The organism is Streptomyces melanosporofaciens, from assembly GCF_900105695.1.
GTDB classification, from domain to species: domain Bacteria; phylum Actinomycetota; class Actinomycetes; order Streptomycetales; family Streptomycetaceae; genus Streptomyces; species Streptomyces antimycoticus.
Map to the genome: position 1 here is coordinate 6760268 of NZ_FNST01000002.1, position 19092 is coordinate 6779359.

The 19092-nt window shown below is 66.9% G+C and carries 20 protein-coding genes and 3 pseudogenes; 14 read left to right on the forward strand and 9 right to left on the reverse strand.

Annotated features, from left to right (window positions below; translation table 11 throughout):
* Positions 1-86: 86 nt before the first annotated feature.
* Both BLV72_RS32125 and BLV72_RS32130 read right to left on the reverse strand, forming a co-directional pair.
* Positions 87-1196, reverse strand: coding sequence for an FUSC family protein (locus BLV72_RS32125; RefSeq protein ID WP_244321111.1), 1110 nt, complete (start codon positions 1194-1196; stop codon positions 87-89).
* A gap of 93 nt (positions 1197-1289) precedes the next feature.
* Positions 1290-2156: an EamA family transporter gene (locus BLV72_RS32130; protein ID WP_093470673.1), complete on the reverse strand. Its 867-nt coding sequence runs from the start codon at positions 2154-2156 to the stop codon at positions 1290-1292.
* Between the two features lie 100 nt (positions 2157-2256).
* Here BLV72_RS32130 and BLV72_RS32135 point away from each other — a divergent pair, with 100 nt between their 5' ends.
* A complete protein-coding gene (locus BLV72_RS32135) occupies positions 2257-2829 on the forward strand; it encodes a helix-turn-helix domain-containing protein (RefSeq protein WP_093466699.1) in 573 nt (190 codons plus the stop codon).
* A gap of 51 nt (positions 2830-2880) precedes the next feature.
* On the forward strand, positions 2881-3453 hold the full coding sequence (locus tag BLV72_RS32140) for a YbaK/EbsC family protein (protein ID WP_093466701.1): 573 nt from the start codon (positions 2881-2883) through the stop codon (positions 3451-3453).
* Positions 3454-3496: 43 nt separating this feature from the next.
* On the opposite strand, the gene BLV72_RS32145 is transcribed toward BLV72_RS32140, so the two are convergent.
* From BLV72_RS32145 to BLV72_RS32155, 3 genes are all read right to left on the reverse strand, one after another.
* Positions 3497-3748, reverse strand: a complete 252-nt coding sequence (locus tag BLV72_RS32145) for a hypothetical protein (protein WP_093466703.1) — start codon at positions 3746-3748, stop codon at positions 3497-3499.
* Between the two features lie 378 nt (positions 3749-4126).
* A complete protein-coding gene (locus tag BLV72_RS32150; RefSeq protein ID WP_093466705.1) occupies positions 4127-4378 on the reverse strand; it encodes a hypothetical protein in 252 nt (83 codons plus the stop codon).
* Positions 4379-4401: 23 nt separating this feature from the next.
* Positions 4402-4809: a CoA-binding protein gene (locus BLV72_RS32155; RefSeq protein WP_093466707.1), complete on the reverse strand. Its 408-nt coding sequence runs from the start codon at positions 4807-4809 to the stop codon at positions 4402-4404.
* Positions 4810-4924: 115 nt separating this feature from the next.
* Here BLV72_RS32155 and BLV72_RS48890 point away from each other — a divergent pair, with 115 nt between their 5' ends.
* The 6 genes from BLV72_RS48890 to BLV72_RS32180 all read left to right on the forward strand — a co-directional run bounded on the left by BLV72_RS48890 (position 4925) and on the right by BLV72_RS32180 (position 12416).
* On the forward strand, positions 4925-5218 hold the full coding sequence (locus tag BLV72_RS48890) for a hypothetical protein (RefSeq protein WP_244321112.1): 294 nt from the start codon (positions 4925-4927) through the stop codon (positions 5216-5218).
* A gap of 450 nt (positions 5219-5668) precedes the next feature.
* Positions 5669-6526, forward strand: coding sequence for a hypothetical protein (locus BLV72_RS32165; protein ID WP_143059818.1), 858 nt, complete (start codon positions 5669-5671; stop codon positions 6524-6526).
* Positions 6523-7002 carry a hypothetical protein gene (locus BLV72_RS47465; protein WP_143059819.1) on the forward strand — a complete coding sequence of 160 codons (480 nt, stop codon included), beginning with the start codon at positions 6523-6525 and terminating at the stop codon, positions 7000-7002. Before BLV72_RS32165 ends, BLV72_RS47465 begins: the two co-directional genes overlap by 4 nt.
* Positions 7003-7008: 6 nt before the next feature.
* Entirely contained in the window at positions 7009-7830 is an 822-nt protein-coding gene (locus BLV72_RS32170; protein ID WP_093466711.1) for a hypothetical protein, read from the forward strand.
* A gap of 70 nt (positions 7831-7900) precedes the next feature.
* A complete protein-coding gene (locus BLV72_RS51160) occupies positions 7901-11896 on the forward strand; it encodes a phage tail tip lysozyme (protein WP_093466713.1) in 3996 nt (1331 codons plus the stop codon).
* 250 nt (positions 11897-12146) lie between these two features.
* Positions 12147-12416, forward strand: coding sequence for a hypothetical protein (locus BLV72_RS32180; protein WP_244321113.1), 270 nt, complete (start codon positions 12147-12149; stop codon positions 12414-12416).
* Positions 12417-12448: 32 nt separating this feature from the next.
* Here the strand turns inward: BLV72_RS32180 and BLV72_RS32185 are convergent, their stop codons facing one another.
* Complete coding sequence (locus BLV72_RS32185; protein WP_093466715.1) at positions 12449-12871, reverse strand: integrase core domain-containing protein; 423 nt, start codon at positions 12869-12871, stop codon at positions 12449-12451.
* Positions 12872-12991: 120 nt separating this feature from the next.
* Between BLV72_RS32185 and BLV72_RS50305 the strand changes: the two are divergent.
* A pseudogene (locus BLV72_RS50305) lies at positions 12992-13469 on the forward strand (HIT family protein).
* Between the two features lie 62 nt (positions 13470-13531).
* On the opposite strand, the gene BLV72_RS50310 reads toward BLV72_RS50305, so the two are convergent.
* Both BLV72_RS50310 and BLV72_RS52150 read right to left on the reverse strand, forming a co-directional pair.
* Positions 13532-14182 (reverse strand): hypothetical protein, encoded by a 651-nt coding sequence (locus BLV72_RS50310; RefSeq protein ID WP_244321114.1) that lies wholly within the window; start codon positions 14180-14182, stop codon positions 13532-13534.
* 104 nt (positions 14183-14286) lie between these two features.
* A pseudogene (locus tag BLV72_RS52150) lies at positions 14287-14688 on the reverse strand (ATP-binding protein); the annotation flags it as partial.
* Between the two features lie 204 nt (positions 14689-14892).
* Between BLV72_RS52150 and BLV72_RS32205 the strand changes: the two are divergent.
* The 4 genes and pseudogenes from BLV72_RS32205 (at position 14893) to BLV72_RS32220 (ending at position 16607) form a co-directional block, all read left to right on the forward strand.
* On the forward strand, positions 14893-15378 hold the full coding sequence (locus BLV72_RS32205) for a hypothetical protein (protein WP_244321116.1): 486 nt from the start codon (positions 14893-14895) through the stop codon (positions 15376-15378).
* Positions 15379-15600: 222 nt separating this feature from the next.
* Positions 15601-16008, forward strand: coding sequence for an aminotransferase class V-fold PLP-dependent enzyme (locus tag BLV72_RS32210; protein WP_208905795.1), 408 nt, complete (start codon positions 15601-15603; stop codon positions 16006-16008).
* 27 nt (positions 16009-16035) lie between these two features.
* Positions 16036-16239 (forward strand): annotated as a pseudogene (locus BLV72_RS32215) (thioesterase domain-containing protein); the annotation flags it as partial.
* Between the two features lie 59 nt (positions 16240-16298).
* The gene (locus tag BLV72_RS32220; RefSeq protein ID WP_244321528.1) at positions 16299-16607 is read left to right on the forward strand and encodes a hypothetical protein; all 309 of its coding nucleotides are present in this window, start codon (positions 16299-16301) and stop codon (positions 16605-16607) included.
* 65 nt (positions 16608-16672) lie between these two features.
* Here the strand turns inward: BLV72_RS32220 and BLV72_RS32225 are convergent, their stop codons facing one another.
* Positions 16673-16885, reverse strand: a complete 213-nt coding sequence (locus BLV72_RS32225; protein WP_244321117.1) for a transposase — start codon at positions 16883-16885, stop codon at positions 16673-16675.
* Positions 16886-17307: 422 nt separating this feature from the next.
* On the opposite strand from BLV72_RS32225, the gene BLV72_RS32230 reads away from it, so the two are divergent.
* On the forward strand, positions 17308-18507 hold the full coding sequence (locus BLV72_RS32230; protein WP_244321118.1) for a serine hydrolase domain-containing protein: 1200 nt from the start codon (positions 17308-17310) through the stop codon (positions 18505-18507).
* Positions 18508-19092: the final 585 nt, after the last annotated feature.

Genomic DNA, 19092 nt, shown 5'->3' on the forward strand with positions numbered 1-19092 from the left:
TACCCCGTCGGCCGGGTGCTATGCCCTGGTGGCGGCGCGGGGCCAGGTCTCCGGGGCGATGTCATGCCAGATGTTCTGGGCCTGGATCAGCAGGGTGCCCAGGACGGCGGTGGTGGCGGCGGAGATGCCGCGCTCGTCGGTGAGCCGCTTGTGCAGGGCGTCGTGGCGCTGTTCCACGGAGTCCAGGGCCTCGTCCAGCCGGGCGCGCGCGTCCTCGGGGCGGAGGGCAGGCAGATCAGATCCGCCCGGGCCCGGCACGCGGCCGCCAGGTCGCACAGGAGCCGGCCGTAGTCGTGAAGTGCCTGCTGATCGGGGGATGGGATGGTGCGGTTCTCGTCGGCGATGTCGGTCATCGTGCCGGAGACCGCGCCGATCTGGGCGACGATCGATCCCCACCGCTGGTCCTCGCTCTCGGAGGGAATCGGCAGCTTCTTGCGCGACTTCCACGGCAGCCTGGGATTCAGCCGGAGGCTCTCATGGCTCCACAGCCGAGCGGATCGCAGGCTCTCCTGCCGCTGTTGGAGACGGTCGGACAGCCGCTGCCAGCCGGCGGCGGTATCTTCGGACCAGCCCTCTTCAGCCAGCCCCTCGGCCATGGACGCGAGGGCGTCCTCCGCACCGCGCGCGACACTGCCGAGGTTCTCCCGTACGTCTCGCAGATGGACCGGCGGCAGGATCAGCGCGTTGACCGCGATGCCGATCGCGGCGCCCAGCAGCGCCTGGAGCAGCCGGTGGGAGACCGTGAGGCTGGAGACCGGACCCGAGGTGAGGGTGAACAGCGCGGTGGTGGGCCCGTAGATGCCCTGGTCGCCGAGGCGGGGCCAGTTGCTGAGCAGCATTACGACCGGCAGGACCAGGGCCACCGAGGCCAGGGTGTTCCCCGTGAGGGCTTCGGCCCCCGCCGCCAGGAGCGTGCCGACGGCGATGGCCACCAGTTGCTGCAACCCTTTGAACAGCGAACGGTAGACGGTGGCTTGCACCAGGACCACCGCCACCCACGGCGCCATCAGCGCCACCGGATCCTGCAGCCACCACCCCGAGACCGCCCAGGCGAGCGTGGCCGCCCCGGCCGCCTTCAGCGACTGCACGAGCAGATCCCGCTCCCGCCCCGGCCCCCGCCCCGCCCGCACCGCGGCATCCACGATCCCCCGGGCTTCGGCTCGCATCACATACAGCTTCTCGATCACGTGCCCCATGGCGTAGTGGGTTCCTGGGTCACGTCGGCTTATGCATGACACGGTGGGGTGGAGGGGGCCGCCCATGCATGGCGGGGCCGGGGCGCGGTCCGCTCAGCCCGTGGCCAGCAGCAGCGTCCCGACCAGGGCGAGTCCGGCGCCCGTGGCCTGGACCACGCGCAGCCGCTCGCCGAGCAGTCCGCGGGCGGCGAGGGCGGTCACCACGGGGTAGAGGGAGGCGAGCACCGCGGCGACGGTGACCGGGCCGTGGTGGGCGGCGAGGTTGTACGTGCCGTTCGCGGCCACGTCGGCGAGGCCCACGAAGGCGAGCGCGGGCAGCGACGCCCACACCACGCCCATCCCGCCCTCGGGCAGCCCGGGGTTTCCACGCCGCACGGAGAAGAGGAGCGCGGTGCCGCCGACCGCCACATTGCACACCCGCTGGACGAACAGCGCGAGGAAGAGCCCGGTCAGCGTGGTCGACGCCTCGGCGATCAGCGCCATCACCGAGCCGAAGCCCAGCGCGGCGACCAGCGTGAGCAGCAGCGTCTGCCGCTGGACCGGCGCCCCGCCGGTCTGCGGACCGCTCGCCAGGACCACGCCCGCGACCGCCACCACGACCCCGGAGACCTGCAGCAGCCCGGGCCGCTCGCCGAGCATCAGCGCGACGCCGAGCGGCACGATGACCCCGCCGAGCGCGCCGAGCGGGGAGACGACGCCCATCGGGCCGAGCGCGAGAGCCCGGTAGAAGCACAGCATCGCGGCCGGGCCGACCACACCGGCCGCCGCCGCGAACCACAGCTGCGGGCCCGCCTGTGACCATCCGCCGGTGGCCACCACGATGGCGCCGAGGACGGTCATCGCGATGATCTGGGAGGCGACGACCACGGTGAGCGCGGGTGTGCGCCGGGTGAGCAACCCTCCGCCGAAGTCGGCCAGCCCCCAGAGCAGGCTGGTGGCAAGCGCGAAGAGTGCGGACATGGTGAAAACCTCGCCGTACAGTGTGGTGGACGTGGGAGTACAGCCCACAGTAGTTCACTGCACTCGACTACGCCATTCACTATTTTGGACGGACCGGATCGTGACGGACCTCGATCAGCTCACGCAGTCGCTCGCCCGCAACCTCAAGCGGTGGCGCAACGAACGCGGCTTCACCCTCGACACCCTCGCGGCCCGCGCCGGGGTCAGCCGGGGCATGATCATCCAGATCGAGCAGGCCCGTACGAATCCGAGCGTGGGCACCACGGTCAAGCTCGCGGACGCGCTCGGCGTGAGCATCACCACACTGCTCGACTACGAGCACGGGCCGCGGGTGACCTTCGTCCCGCCCGAGCAGGCGGTGCGGATGTGGTCCACCGAAGCGGGCAGCTACACGGCGCTGCTCGTCGGCACCGAGGCAGGCGGTCCGCTGGAGATGTGGGGATGGCGGCTGATGCCCGGCGACGAGAGCGCCTCCGATCCGCATCCGTCCGGCACGGTCGAGCTGATCCATGTGACGGCGGGGGAGCTCACCCTGGTGCTCGGCGGCGAGGCGTACGCCGTCCCGGCCGGCACCTCCGCGGCGTTCGAGGCGAACACCCCGCACACCTACCGCAACGAGGGGACGGCACCGGTGGAGATGACCATGGCGGTCTCCGTACCGCCCGCGCGCTGAGGCCGCCGGGCCCGACCCCTGACCCCTCTCCCGGCCTGCTAGTTTGACGGCATGAGTACGCCGATGGATGCCTTCGACGAGGTCCGTCCCGCCGTCGAGTGCCTGGATCTGCTGACCGCCCCCGTCGCCGAGGCGCTGCGCGACTGGCGTGGCTCGGAGCCGGTGGAGCAGGTGCTGTTCGTGGACACGGACCCGGACAAGGCCGACACCGCCGTACTCGTCGAGAACTACGGCCCCTGGTTGCTGGAACAGTCCGCCAACTGCGTGGTCGTCGCGGGCAAGCGGGGCGGCGAGACCACCCTGGCCGCCTGTCTGGTCCTCGCCCACACCCGCGCGGACGTCAACGGCGTGGTGCGCCGCCATCTCGGCGCACGCAAGGCGTCGTTCGCCCCGATCGACACGGCGACGGGCGAAAGCGGCATGGAGTTCGGCGGCATCACCCCCATCGGCCTGCCCGCCACCTGGCCGCTCCTGGTGGACTCCGCCGTGGCCGACATCCCCTACGCCCTCATCGGCAGCGGCACCCGCCGCGGCAAACTCATCGTGCCGGGCAAGCTGCTGGCCGGGTTGCCGGGCGCGGTGGTGCTGGAGGGCCTTGGCGCGCCCGGCGCCGTCGGCGCCTGATCCCGTCCGAGCTGCCGACCCCGGCAGGGGCTGTTTGCGTGGATCAGGACGCTAACCCTGACCGCTTCGTCATGGCCAGGAGGTCCCGGCGGCTGCGCTGGTGCATGGTCCACGGAACGCGCAGCACCTCCCGCGCCATTGGGTGGATCTCCGCCATCTGTGGGGCGACGCGGAAAACTTGCTTCAGCGCCTCCTCCGTACCGACGAGATCCTTCGTCGCGAGACGAGCGCGGGCGGCGTCGATGGCCAGTCGGCCGATGCGTGACGGCTTGAGGCCCGCGGGCGGCGTCGTCAACAGCGGTGTCGCGACCTCCGCCGCCTTCCTGACAGGCTGACGCGAAATCCGTATTCTCGACTACAGGAGGTGGCCGCCGTGTCGCAATGGGTAAATCCTCGTGCAGTCGACGTTGTCCGGTTCGCGAGTCGGTTTCAGGCGCCGGAATCACTTCCCGCCGACGCCTGTGGCTGCTGGGCCGGGCGTCGACGACGGTGGGGTTCTCCCCGTCGACCTCGGCCCCGGTTCTCGGCGACTGTGCTCGTGGGAGAGGGAGGCGCTATGTACGCCATCCCGTGCACCAGGTGTGGCGGAGCGGGCGTCGTCCCGTAGGCCGGTCAGCGACCCAACCACGACCCTGCCCGTGTGCTTCCCCACGTGGCGCCGGGTGGGGCCTCTTCACCCGCGTCGGCCGTAGCGCAGGTTCCTGACGGCGGCCACCGCCATGGGGGAGAGGCCGATCACCGTCGGGTGTTCGTCGATGTGGCGCACAAGGATCCAGCCCTTGGCGCGGAGAGACGCGACATCCCTCAGCACGTCGCCGTCAGCGGCACGCGACAGCTCGTCGGCGGTGGGAGCGTCGCCGGCGTCCAGATAGTCAACGATGAGGAACAGAACGCGCTGCTCATCCGCGGTAATGCGGAACTCCATACCTCGACAGTACGTCGGTGCGCTCAGCCCAGCCGGGGGATCTCGATGGCCGGGCAGCGGTCCATGACCATGGCGAGCCCGGCGGCGCGGGTGCGCTCGTACGCGGCCTCGTCGATGACGTCGAGCTGGAACCAGACGGCCTTGGCGCCGATGGTGACGGCCTCGTCGGCGACCGGGCCCGCCAGGTCGCTGTTGACGAACACGTCCACGACATCGATTTCGAATGGAATTGCAGAGAGCGTCGGGAATCCCCGCTCGCCGTGCACCGACTCGGCTTTGGGGTGTACGGGTATGACCCGTTTGCCGTAACGCTGGAGAACCCCAGCGACCCCGTAGGCCGCGCGCTGCTGGTTGGAAGATAGGCCGACTACCGCCCATGTGTCTCCCAGCTCTGTGAGGATCTTGCGGACCGTCGCCGGGTCGCTGTGCATGCGTGCCTCCTGTGATTACGACAAACGACCTGTCTGCCACAACGGGCACCACATTCCAGGGATTCCCAAGCGCCGGGGTGATCGAAGAAAACGCCGTGGCCGGATCGCTTCGCCGGTGAGCCTGGCCTCGCTCCAGGCCGACCTCGCCAACGCCCAGGCCCGCGACACCCGCCTCGTCACCCGGGTCCAGCAGATGGAGAAACGACTGTCGGAACTCATGGGCGAGCAGGCCTGGCGCGAGTCGGGGCTGGGCACCCCCGCCGACGTCGAGGAGCTCCGGTGCACCATCACCCGGCTGGAGCAGAGAAACGTCGAGCTGGCGTCGAACCTGGAGGAACGGGAGGCAGAGCTTGAAGCCGCTCGGGCCGCCAACCGGGAGCTGACCCGGGCCTTGAACCAGCGAGGGTGACTGGCACCTCTGCTTGAGGATCCGTACGCGCCCGGGCACGCTGCCCGTATTCCCCCCGGCGGAGTACCGCGCTCGCTACGCGCTTCTCACCCTAGCTACGTAAGCGAGTTGCGACGTCGTTTCGACGCGTGACTGGGAGTCGCGCGCTCGCGCGAATACCCGATGTACGTGGCTTCGGGAGTCACCTGCACCCCGGCCCGTACCTTGCGGCCTGGACCAGGGATAGGACGCCGGGGCACACACTCCGCAGTTACCCGCGATAGGGGTGGCGCTCAATCTCGTTGCCGATCCACGAACGGAGCAATATGGCTCTCATTCGCATTGCCCGAGTGGCCCCTGCTCATCCTTCCGACCATGTTAGGAATGTGCGCGCGATGGTGACGGCCCGGTCACGACATGTACCTACGGTCGGCCTACGTCCTTGAGAGGGTCGACCGCGATGGAGGCTGGATGTACGCAGAAAGCGACTGGCTCGACTTCGCCGGCGAAGAAGATGAGCTAGGCATGCCGCGGGGCGAATGGTCCGTTGACGATGAATTCGTTGCGGAAGACACAGTCGACATAGTGGACGGGCTACGCAGCGCACTGTGTGATCTCGACGCGGGCGCCACTGATGAGCAGTTGGAAGAAGCGCTGTTCGACATGTTCGGGTCGATGAGCTCGGCCGAGGCCGTCAACCTGGCAAAGGCCATACGCCAAATCGAGCGCGGGGCCAGCCGCGCACTTTCCGACCCGATGGTCGCCCAGATCGCAGCAACTGCGTTGCCCGTCACTGGCAGCGCTGTGGGCACCCTGGTCGGCGGGCCGGCTGGCACTGCAGTCGGCGGCGCGTTGGGAAGTGCCGCTGGACGGGCGCTGTCGACGGGGCGACAGCCGACCGCTGGGGCGAGGGCGATTCCGGTCGTACCGGCGACTGCAGTGCCGACTCCTGTCGCCCTGCCTGTCCGTCCCGTGCCATCACCGCTGTCCAGTGGGTCCACAGCGGCGACGCAAGGGCTCGTGCTGTCCCAACATCCGGAGGTACTGCAGGCCCTGCTCGCGGTGGCGCTCGGAGATCGGGGGCGCCGCTCGATCAACGGGGTCCCGGTCGGGGCGATCCTGAGCACGCTCAGCTCCGTGCTCGGTCAGGCCGCGGCCGACGCCGACGAGATGTCGTACACGATCAACGGGAGTCAGGAGGGCATCACCAGCAACGACGGCGAATGGAGTACCGATTCCGTGGTACCTGCCGAACGGGCTGCCTCGCTGTACTCGGCACTGATTGGGGATCAAAACGGGGACATCGACCTCATGGCAGGCACTACGTGAGCACCGACCAGAATCTCGACTTGGATGCACTCATTGGGCAGGTGTTGCGCGATCAGGGCCCGCTGATCGACCAGCTACTCGCTCACCTCGCCGAGTACTTCGCGCCCGACGGTGCTGCGCCCGCGAGTCTGACGTCCGCCAACGACCTCGTAGCCACCATCGCGCGAAACTGGTCAACACCAGCGGCTAGCGGGGCTGCAGAGCCGATCGCGGAGGTCGCCGAGCAGCGAAGGTCGTGCAGCCACGATTCAGTCGTTGACCGGAATCTCCTGCTCGCGGCCGCGGTCGGTGCGTGCGACTGCTGGGGCGATGACCCTGACTGTCCGATCTGCGGCGGCGAGGGAACGTCGGCATGGATGGCGCCCGACCGACACCTGTTCGCCGAGTACATCTACCCGGCCGTCCGATCGCTTTCGGTAGCAAGAGCATCGGCACGCCGCCGACATCTCACGCCCGACGAGATCAGGAGAGGATGAAGTGACATGGCGCTCGACGACCCGGAGCGGGAGTCCTACGACATCGGCGAAGCTGAGTTCGACGAGGAATATCTAGACGGTGAGGCCGCATTCGACATCGAATACGACGATGCGGAAGCCTCGGCCGCACAACGTCTCCGACGCCGGGCTGCGGTCGAACGGCAGCGACGCATCGAGCAAGCGATCGCGCGGCGCCGGCAACAACGGCCGGTCCGTCGTCCGCCCATGGCGCAGACGGCGCTTGCTGCCGCGCGTCGGGTGGACCTGGAAAGCAAGGTCGAGAATGACGTGCTCCGCGCCAGATTGGCCGCGCAGGATCGACGCATCGCACGATCGGAGATGGCGACCGTAGCTGGCGTCGTCGCCAATCAGGTCCAGTATTCATTTCAGGACCGGTTCCCGATGCTCAAGAAGCCGCTGGCGCGGGCGGGTCTGGCCTATGCGCCGCTGCTTATGCTGGCCCCACGCCGCCGCGGGTCCGGGGTGGCGGGCCTGCTTGCAGACCCCCGGGTATCTGGTGCGGCGCTCGTGTTCGGGATCGCCCTCGCCGGCGAGCGTTTCGGCAAGCCGAAATTGGAGATCAAGCTCGGCGCTCCGACCACGGTCAAGTCGGGCAAAACTAGCAAAATTGTCGCCTTCGCCACTGTTGACGGCAAGCCTGACCCGAGTCGGACGCCAACGTTTGAGCCAAGCGACAAGAACGTACTCAATGTCGCAGCGGACGGCACGCTCACAGCCGCCGGTGGAATCACCAGTGAAACGCCGAGTCTGATCACGGTGAAACTCGACGGAATCGAGAAATCTGTATGGATCAACGTCGCCCCATAATCCCTTCCGAAAGCTTCTGACGCCGTCAGAAAGTACCTCAGCAAGTGTCCTGGCATGGGATTGGGTAACGATGGATCCGGCGCTGTGGGAAGAGCTGGCCCGGATTGGTAACCGGGGGGCCGCGGTCGAGGCCATCGTGCGTCTGGACCGGCCCAACGCTGAGATTCCGGGCCTTCGGTTGGTCGCTCGGTTCGGGCAGATTGCGACCTGCCGTATCGCGGTCGAACGGATTCCACAGGTGTACAACGACCCGCGAGTGCTCAGCCTGAAGGCCTCCCGGCTGGTCGGGCCCGAGCGTGCTCCGCTGTGCCATGGGAAGCCCATCGTCGGGCTCACCCCCACCCGGACGGACCGCTGTGGACCCGCTAACAGGCGCCTGACCGGGCAGGGCGTAGTGGTCGGCGTGATCGACACCGGTTGCGATGTGGACCATCCTTCCTTCAAATGGCCCGACGGTTCAAGCCGCCTGCTGGCGCTGTGGGACCAGCGCGACCGGGAGGCGGGGCTTGAGCTCGCGCCGTATGGCTATGGAATCCGCTTCGGTCGAGCCGACATCAACCGCGCGTTGCGCAGCGGACGCCCGTACGAGGTGCTGGGCTACCATCCCGCGGACGCCGACCGGGATGGTATGGGCGCCCACGGGACTCATGTCATGGACATTTCAGGCATTGGCGCAGCGGGCGCCGACCTGGTGTTCGCGCACCTGGCCAACCGACGGGGGAACGCGCTGGCCGGTGATGACCTGACCTCATTGGGTGACAGCTGTCGGCTTCTCGAAGCGATCGACTGGGTATCCCGGACAGCGGGCCAGCGTCCGTGCGTGATCAACATCAGCCAAGGCCGACACGGAGGCCCCCACGATGGCAGTACTTTGGTGGAGTTGGCGGTCAGTCAGTGGCTTCAAGCGACCCCCGGCCGTTTCGTGGTTTTCTCGGCCGGGAATTACGCATCGTCACGAACTCATTCCTCTGGGAACGTGACGCCCGGCCTTGCACGAACCCTGACGTTCACTACCGATCCGGCCGACCTGACGCCCAATGAGATCGAGCTTTGGTATAGCGGCGAGGACGAGCTGTTCCTGGGTCTGGAGACACCGAGTGGGCACCGCACACCCCTGGTACCTCTAGGCAGCCGCGCGGAGGTCCACGAGCAGGGTCGAGTGGTCGGCCGGATTTACCACCTGCGAGACCGCAACAACGGTGAGCATATGGTCGACCTGTTCCTCGACCCATCGGCCCCGGCGGGCCACTGGCGGCTCACGCTGCACCCGGTTCGAATCCGTAACGGCCGCTTCGACGCCTGGATCGAACGAGACGAGGCGTGCAAGCCATGCCAGGCACGTTTCGTCGACTCCGATGTCGACCCCTTCTGCACGCTGGGGACCCTCGCAAACAGCCACGGTCCCCAACTGATCGTCGGCGCGTACGACGCCCACACCCCCGGCCGGCCGGTCGCTGACTTCAGCAGCTGGGGGCCGACCCGGGACGGCAGGCTCAAACCGGACCTCCTCGCCCCGGGCGTTGACGTCTTGGCCGCCCGGTCGGCACCGCGCGGCAGCATGCGAAGCCCCGGTGAGCTAGTCCGGCGATCTGGGACCAGCATGGCGGCCCCGGCTGTGACCTCCGCAGTCGCGTTGTGCCTGGGTGCCTTCGGCCGTCGACTCGACGCCGACGAGCTGCGGGACCTGATTCTGCGCAACACCCGACGACCTACCGCACCCGACGAGATCCCGGCCCGCCTAGGACATGGCTACCTCGACCTCGCCCGGTTGACCGATGACGTCCTCACCCAGATCCGACCTGGCGCCTGCCGCGTCGGCGTGAGGGAAACCATGTGGCCTCGCCGAGACCCGAAGGAGCCGAGCATGGCACGCGCGACCGACCCGACGGACGTGCAAGAGTTCGATCCCGATCGTCTTTATCGCGAGCTGACCTACAGCCAGGGTTCACCGCCGGCACGGCTCGACGCGATGTTCGTCCCGCTCGCCCGGCCCGGCGAGCGGCCCAGCGAACCGCCTCAAGGAGGTGACGTGCTCGTTCGCGTCGCCCTGGGAGAACCCGGCCGGGGACATGTGGCCATCCTCTCCGACGGGCACCTGACACCGCACACCGGCCTCGGACCGGTCCGGGCCGAACGTGGGGGTTCCGGCTACTACGCAGCAGTCACAGACGGCCCGCGTTGCCACGGGCGCACGGACCCGGTGTGGCGTCGCGTGCTTGATACTGCAGGCCGCCTGCCCCCCGGCCAGCTTCTTCTCCGGCCAAGGGCCCAGTCGGGCCTCGAGCCGCCCACGACCGAGCAAGCGGGCGATCCGCTCACAGCGCCACTGTCCACGGATGACTGGGCTCTCGTCGAGACATGGCAGAGCGCGGGCCGGATCGGACTCGGCGACCAGCTCACCGGCGATCCAGACCGTAACGCCTTGTTGATCGCCGGATCGCTTTTCTGCAGCCGTCGAATCGGCACACCCGGCCAGCCCACCGACGACCCGCTGTTGTGTGTCGACCGTGACGTGACCGGCGCGGACCCCCGAGTCGTCGAGCTCGCCCGCCACGTCCAAGCCCACGGGCCGATCGTGAACTGGGTGAGCGTGCCTGCAGCACGACGGCGCGTGTTCGTAATGGAGCAGCTCATCAACCGCGGCTTCCCGGTCAATGGCGCTGCCGGTATCGTCGGGAACCTCCATGCCGAGTCCGCGGTGCTGCCCAACCGGATCGAGAGCAGCCGCCCTGCCAGCCCGATGCGAGCCCGCAACTTCGCGGGCGCATGGACCGACTTCTCCGCGACCGACGTCATGAACCGCAATATCACGACCCAGCAGGGTCCCGCGGCCGCTGGGATCGGGTTGGCCCAGTGGACCACTGCCCCGCGGCGGGCTGGCCTGTTCCTCCACGCGTTTGCCGGCAGGCCACCCGGAGCCCGGATCCTGTTCGATCTGGAGGCCCAGGTCGACTACCTCGACGCTGAGCTGAGGGGCCTTCCCGGCGTGCGGCGCATCCTTACCAACCCGGCTGTGACACTCAACGACGCGAGCGACGAATTCTTCTACAACGTCGAGAGACCTGGGTCGATCATCGTCAACGGGGTAGTACTACCCCGCAACCATCCCACAGTCCAGGCCAGGTTCCGAGAGCGCCGCCGCCAGGGCCGAATCGCACTCAACGACTACCGCCGCGCTCATCCACCGGGGGACAGTGCAGAATCCACGCCTACCGAGCGGGACAGCCGATCGGCGCCGCCCCGAAGGGGATCAACCCGCGCCGAAGCCCTGGCCGCCGTCGAGGCGTTCCGCGGCCGTACCGCCGCCAGCCCTTGGCGGCTCGACCGGAGCCAGGTGGCACGCCGGCTGGCCGAGCTGGTACGTGACCCCAGCAAGGTGGACCAGGACGCGCTCAACCTCTGTGGCCCAGCCGCTTTCCTCCCCCTGTGGCTGCAGCGGGACCCTCTCGCCGTCGTCCGGTTCGCCGCTGAACTGTACGACAGCGGCAGGGCCAGCATCGGCGGCGACTATGTCGTCGAGCCGGGCGACGGCTCGCTGCTCGGCCAGGACTACACCGCGCTCGCAGCGGCAGCCGGCCCTGGCTTCTGCCCGCCCGCCGACTGGATGATCCTCTGCTCCCTCCGCGACTCCGAAAACGTGTTCTTCGACTTCGAAGGACGACCGGACGAAGACGTCTCCTCTGCCACCACTTCTGGTGAGGTCGCCGGCTGGCTGCGGGCAACCAGCCTGTATCGCGATGTGTCGGACGAGGGAAACTTCTTTTTCACCAAAGGCACCGACCACCTGCTCAACCTCACACCCAGCGCCAATCAGGACGTAGTCCTGCTCATCAACGCCCACATCCTCGACCAGGCCGACGTCATCCGTGGCGGGAAGAAGTCGAGCGACTTTATCCTCAGCGCATTCCCGAACCACTTCATCATCCTCACGGCCCGGGTACAGCCGGTACCAGGCGACCGACTACAGATGACCTACTGGACCTGGGGCCTTCCCGTCACCACAGCCACGTTCATCAGGGACACCGTCGACGCCAACTACTACGGAGCCGTCATCGCCCGACGGTGAACGCTCGTGCTGGCTCCCTCGGGGAGGGCTGGAAGGAGGGACCACTGCGCCTCCCCGAGCCACTTCACGGCGATGGCACGCTTGTGCCGATGCATGTGGATCTGCGGGTGCCGACTCTCCGCCTGTTCCTGTGCCATGCCCCCTCCTCATGCCACTCCGGCCCATACCCTGCGACCTGGGCCACGAAGAAGCGCCCGGGGCCTTCTCGCGTGCACAGCCATCACCCGAACCAGCGATAGCCCCACACCTGTTGCACTTGGTAACGTCGGCGGTACCGGCGCTGAGCTGCACGAAGCCATCGCGATTCGCCATCACGCCGCATCGCTCCCCCAGAGAAGGCCCAGCCGTCGAGGGCGAGTGGGCCGTCCCCGGCATCGCCCAGGGGCGGTATGCGGAGTGGGTCGGGCTCTACGGCGCCCACCCGTCCGTGGTGATCCGGCTCATCGAGGGGGTCGATGGCCACCGTCGCGTCCGCAAGACGTGGACGGCCCGGGGCGAAGTCGAGGGGCCGGCCGCCTGAGCGTGTCGGGCTCGAAAAGTCATCGCTGCTGATCAGGTGGCATAGCGGTACTCGTTGATGACGCCGCCGAGGACGCGTGTACGCAGGAGTCTGCGTGCGTCTCGGTCGTGCGGGATGGTGGGCTGTTGGTGGGTGTCAGGAGGTAGCTGGCCTCGGCTTCGATGAGGACGGTGTGTGTTGTAGTGCCGTTGGTAGGCGGCAAGAACATGTCGGGCGTGTGACTCGTTCGTGATCAGGATGTGGTCGAGGGCCTCGTGCCGGATGCTGCCGATAACCCGTTCACAGTGGGCGTTCATCCTCGGCGCTCGTGGCGCGCTCTTGATCACGTCTATGCCGTCGGCCTCGAAGACGGCGTCGAAGGACTGGCCGTACTTGCCATCGCGGTCACGGAGCAGGAACCGCAGGGATTCCATACGTGTGTCCAAGTCGGCGGCTACGTTCCGGGCCTGCTGCACTGATGGCGATTCCTGAAAACGGCCGGGGTCGCTTCTCGCCTCATTTGGTTGGTCCTTGATGTGTGTGGGGAAAGTGGGAGCGAGGATCGGGTCTTGATCACCTGTGGGTAGGTTCTGGCCATGACTGGTGACTGGCGGATGGATCGGATCGAGGCTGCTCTGCGAGGGGAGATTCCCACCGTGCTGCGGCGGCTTGAGTCGGGATTCGCGGTGATCGGGGACGTTCAGTTCTTGCCGGGCTACTCGGTCCTCCTCGTGGACGAACCCGGTGTTCAACGACTGTCTGACCTGCCGAAGGCCAAGCGGCTGGCGTTTCTGTCCGACATAACCAGCTCGGGGAAGCGGTTGAGCGGGCCTGTCGGCGGCTGGATCCCGATTTTCGCCGGGTCAACCTGGAGATCCTCGGTAACACGGACCCGTTCTTCATGCCCACGTCTGGCCGCGGTTCGAGTGGGAGCCGGCCGAGCTGGTGGGCAAGCCTGTGTGGCTGTATCCGCATGAGCGGTGGAGTGATGAGGGGTTCAGGCTCGGTCCGCAGCATGACGTGCTGCGGGATGCGATCAGCAGCGAATTGGACCGGTTGCGTTCGACGGTCTGACGGTGTGGGCCCGCCGACCGTCAGGTCGGCGGGCCCGGTGAGCGGTGACGGTCAGTGGATGGTCATGGAGTCCTTCGCAGCGGAACGATGTCGGGGATGGTCGTGGGGACAGAGGGGCGGGCGGCTTCCGGGGTCGCAAGCAGCGCGACGATGGTGATCGGCTGCTGGCAGTGCGGACAGTTCCGGGTCGCGGTCGGCTCCAACGTGTCGCGTTCCAGGGTTGGTTGGCGTGATGACGCTCGGCTGACCGGTTTGGGCTGCGGTGGCAACTCCGGCAGTGGCGACGGTGTCGGTGTCTCGCCGAGGCGGCGGGCCCGGTCTTCGTCCCGGGCTTGGTCGCGTCTGCGTTCGGCGTCTTTGCGGCAGGCCGGTGAACAGTAGATCTGGCGGGCGGTCTTGAGCGCATCGAAAGGGCCCTCGCAGACGGGGCAGGTTCGTTTCTCCCGGGCGTCCTCGCTGGTGCGGGAGGTGGTCCGGCACTCGTCCGAGCAGTAGATCCGGCGTTGGCCGACCGTGGTGGTGAATGCGGTGTGGCAGGTCGGGCAGGTCTGCTGAACGGGTTTGTTCTGGCGGTTGGTTTCTTTGCAGGTGGGTGAGCAGAAGACCTGGCGGCTGGTGGCGGTGGCGACGATGAAGACGGTCGTGCAGACCGGGCAGCAACGGGCCATCTCGGACGTGACCTCGGTGGTGTCGGGGGTGTTGTCAGGAGACACGGGCGTTCACCCCGGCTCGGGTGGTCTCGGCCTGGTTGGTGGCCGCGGAGCCAGTAGGAGGGGCCGTCGATGCCGGCGACCGCGGCCCGGTGCAGGAGCCGGCCGAGCATCGCGGCGGCGACGGTGGCGTCACCGAAGGCGCCGGCCCAGTCGGCGTTCCCGACGTTTGTCGTCAAGATCGTCGAGGATTTCAGATACCTCTGGTTGATCACCTGGAACAGGGCGGATGCTCCGTCTTCGGGCAGGGGGAGGTAGCCGAGTTCGTCGATGACCAGGAGTTTCGGTCCGGCGAAGAAGTTCATGCAGGTCTCCCAGCGGCCTTCGAGTGCGGTTTTGTGACACTTGGCGGCCAGCTCGGCTGCGGTGGTGAAGTAGACGCGGTGTCCGGCCTCGACCGCGGCCCGGGCCAGGGCGACCGCGAGCATGGTCTCGCCGACCCCGGGCGGGCCGACGAACAGCACGTTGGAGGCGTCGTCGAGGAAGCGCAAGGTGGCCAGGTCGCGGATGAGTTTCTCGTCGACGCCGGGCTGGGCGGCGAAGTCGAAGTCCTCTCAACTTATCTGGGGTAGTGGCGAAGAATTCTTGCAAAGCTGCTGTTCGGGACGCTGCAGACGCGTCGGGAAGGCGGCTGAGGGCGCCCTTCTCCCAGGTCGCCTGCTCTTGAGGTAATCCGCCGTCCTGTTGGAGTGGTGCTTCCATAGGATCGCGTCATGACCGCCGATGCCCCGCTCACCCGACAGTCGTTCCGGCGCCTCCACCCGATCAGCACGCCCCGGCCGGTGTCTCAGTTGCCGGATCGTGTCTGGACTGACGAGGACTGGGACCGGATCCAGCGCGGATATCGAGCCCGGGACATGGATGAGAAGTGGAACGTCTTCGTTGAAGGCAATGTCCTTTTCATGCACCGAAGTTGGACCGGTCACGGCGTCTATGAGGTGTCCTTTGCCCCTGCGGCTGGTCGTGGGAGGAGGATCGCCTCTGCTGTGGTCGAGGCCGATGGGGAGCGCTATCGGAGCATGGGCGACGAGTACGACTGTCTGATGATGGAGCTGATCATCAGCGCGATCGTCCTTGGTGAGCCCGCCGCCGAACTCCGCGCTGGCCTTGTTGAGTTGATTGCCAGGGCCTCGGTAAGGAGTGATCTTCCCTCGGGTGTGGTGGAGCACAGTGCTCTGGGACTGCGCTCTGGATCGTAAGTTCTGCAGCCCGGAGAGTGCTGTCACAGCCCTGGGCCGTGTGACTGGATCACGCGTTGCAAGCGCAGGATCTCGCCGTGTGCGGCGGCCAGTCGCTGTTCGAGTTCTTGGGACGCGCTCGCGGTGAGTGGTGCGCTCACGACGAAGGGTTTCGGTAAGGGAATGGATGACCGTGCCATCGTCGGCTGAGGGCGCCTGAGGGGGAGGTCGGTCCTCGGTCCGTTGCTGGCCGCGCAGGGCTTCGATGCGTTTGCGCAGGTCGGTGTGGGCATAGAGGAAGTCCAGGCTGAACTCGCCACGGCCCTGGTCGGCGGGGCGCTCATCCGCTCGAGGGTGCGTTTGGTCGGGCCGCCGGATGTGACCGACCGGATTTCGCTCGTGAGCCTGCGCCTGGAGCATGGCGTCCCCACCGGAGAAGTCGCCCGCATGCTGAGCGATTCTTACGGCTTCATGGTGCGCAGCGGTCACATGTGCTCACAGCCGCTGGTCACCGACCTGGCTGGCGGGGAGATCCTCCGCGTCTCTGCGTACCTATACAACGAGGTCTCCGAGATCGAGGCCTTCTACGAGTCGCTGGACGAACTGCTGAGCTGGATAGGCCCGGCCGCGGTCGTCGCCACGCGCCGCTGAAACGACCGGTCGACGGAAGGTGTTCACATGTCTGGCCTGCGGACCCTGACCCTGGTGTGCTTCCCGCACGCCGGCGGCGGGCTGGGGCGTTATCGGAGCTGGCGGGAAAACCTGCCGGACGGTGTCGAGGTGGTCCTGCCCGCCCTGCCCGGCCGGGAAGGTCAGCTCTTCGACGAGCCCCTCCCGGACGTCGCCTCGGTGAGCGCGTACGCGATGCGCACGCTGGCCGCGGAGATCGCGCGCACCGAGCGACTGGCGTTCGCCGGGATCAGCTACGGGGCGCTCGTGGCGTGCTGGAGGAACTGGGACTGCTCTTCCACCCGCCATCGGACCCCCGGGCCGCAAAATGGGCGATGGCCTACTGGATCGCCGGTCAGATCGCCGACGGATCCCTGGATCCCGCCGTCGGCACTCACCTCATCTGGGCAGACATCGCCTATGACCTCGGCTACCCCGAAGAGCTGGAGCCGCTTGTGCACTGCGCGCACAACCTAGAGAGCTGGGAGAAGAGCTGGGGCGTCTCCTTCGAAGAACTCAGCAGAGAAGCGATCGAGGCGGCGAAACAGTTCTCGAACAAGCGGCCGACAGCGCAGAACTGACAGCTTGTTCCCGCCACCGGGATGGGGTCATCTCCTATCTGAACCCCTCACTCAGCGTGGCTGCGTCACAGAAGTTGAGCCAGAGCCGCAACTCGTGAATAAAGCCAGTACACCGTCCCCCATGGGCCGTACCGCTCGGGCACGTCCCGCCACGGAGCACCGGCGCGGGTGCGCCAGCGTATGCCGTCTGTCAGCTGCCGCTTGGTGTGTACCGGCGGTCGTCCGGACTTCTTCCCGGCAGGGAGCAGGGGCTCCAGCTTCGCCCACTGCGCATTCATCAGATCGTGCCTCCCCACGAAGTGGATCTTGACACATCAAGATCCACTTCTGAAAACGCCCTAAGCCGCACAACCAGCCGCGTCCGCGGCTTGACAATCGCATAGGGAGGTTCCTGAAACACGAGATCCACCAGAGCTAAAGGGCTCTATGTCTTCTGAGGAGTCAGTTGTCGCACCTCAGTGATGAGTCAATGACCGTCGTGGTCTCTCCTCTTCCGACGGGCAGATGGCTGCCTTCGAAGCTGTACTTGGCCTCACTCAGGGGGTCAGCACCTCTACCAAGCGGGGGGTTACCCCCATTACCTGCCGTGCCTCCACTGCGTAGCGTGATCGTCGTTCCCAGTTCTGTTCGATTCGATGGAGGAATAGCGACAGTGAGGTACAGGCTTCGTCGGCGGGGTGGTCAGCAAGGGAAGCGCCTCGTGGCCCTGGCGACGGTCACCGCGGCGATTGTTTCGGGGATGATGGTGTCGGGAAGTGGGCCGGCCGTCGCGCACGCAGTGGTGGAGCCATCCGTTCGCAGTGCCACCGCGTCACTGCGAAGTGACCTCGAGAAATATCTGGACGCTCAGGGCACTAAGGATCATTTCTCAGCGGTCTCCCTTCGGGTGACCTATGCCGATCAGCGACCTGATATTTCGGTCGATGCGGGGACGTCCCGCTACGGCGGTGGTCGACCGGTGAACAGCAAGGCGCTGTGGCAGATAGGCAGCAACACCAAGGCGTTCACGTCCGTGCTGCTGCTTCAACTGGAGGCCGAAGGAAAGCTGTCCATACGGGACAAGCTGGGAAAGTGGCTTCCCCAGTATCCGGCGTGGCGCGATGTCACCATCAAGCAACTGCTGTCGATGACCAGCGGCATCCCCAGCTACACCGAGCAGAATGCGTTCCTGAAGGATTTCGACGCCAATCCCTCCACGCGCTTCACGCTGGAGCGCCTGATGTCCTATGTGGAGGGCCTGCCACTGGGTCCCGCGAAGTACGAGTACTCGAATACGAACTACCTACTCGCGCAGATGATTGTCGAACGAGCGTCGCACGATACTTACCATGAGCGGCTCGCCGAGCGCATCATCGAACCTCTCGGAATGAACGACACCTGCCTCCCCCCGGACTGCCCTCCGGACACGGCCTCGCGCATGCCGACGCCGTACTCCACCCATTCCGTCCTGCCGAAGCATCTCAACAAGTCACTTCCTCGGCTCCGCCTGTCCTGGGCGCAGGGGGCGGGTGGCCTGGTGAGTTCACTGACAGACATGACGGCTTGGGACAGGGCGCTGTACAGCGGTCGACTGCTGCCCTCAGCGCAGCAGCGCGAACTGGAGTCCCTGGTCTCGGCGAAGACGAGTAAGCCCATCAAGAGCGTCACGGCCGACGATCCCATCGGTTTCGGGCTCGGTGTCGTGAAGTTCGTCCATCCTGTGGCCGGGACGGTCTGGGCCTATGAGGGGGCCACTTTTGGAAACCGGGTGCTGCACATGTACTTCCCGAAGACTGGCATGATCATCGCCATTGCTGTCAACAGCGCCGTTGGCGAAGGGGACACGCTGCCCGACCTCGCCGGTACCGTCTACAAGACTCTTTCGGCGCAGAAGGCACAGGCTCTCCCACGGCACCAGTAGCCCCGGAGCCAGTTGCGTGACTTCCAGGTAGCTGCACTGCGAGGTCTGAGCTCCCTCTTCCTGAGCTTGGCCTTTAACGTCGCAGGTCACTCGGCCTGCTGAGGCCCCGGGAATCGGCAGGCCGTGATGCGGCCGTTCTTCGCGGTGGCGACGAGGTACGACAAGCTCGCCGTCCGCTATGAGGCGACCGTGCTTGTCGCGGCCATCAACGAATGGCTGTGACCAGCACTTTCGAACCACGCCCTAGTGCTGTGACCGGGATGGTTGACCGGGTTGGGATGGTGTCTCTGACTGTTTTATGGGCATGATCGAGTGGTGCCTCATCTCGGACTGGTGACTGTTGTCGTGCGTGACTGCGGTCGAAGACCGAGCCAGCGTCTTCCGCGCCGACATCCACACCGCCGGCGTCACCGCCGCCCACGTCACCCTCGAACTCGCATTACCCTCGAACTCGCATTCTGCTTCCACCACTCCGTCCGCGGCGACGAGACCGCGATCCAGGCCGCGATCGCCCGACTGCGCGACCTCACCCAGAGCGGCGACTACGCCTACTACATCGACATCGCCCACTTTATGGCCGGCCTC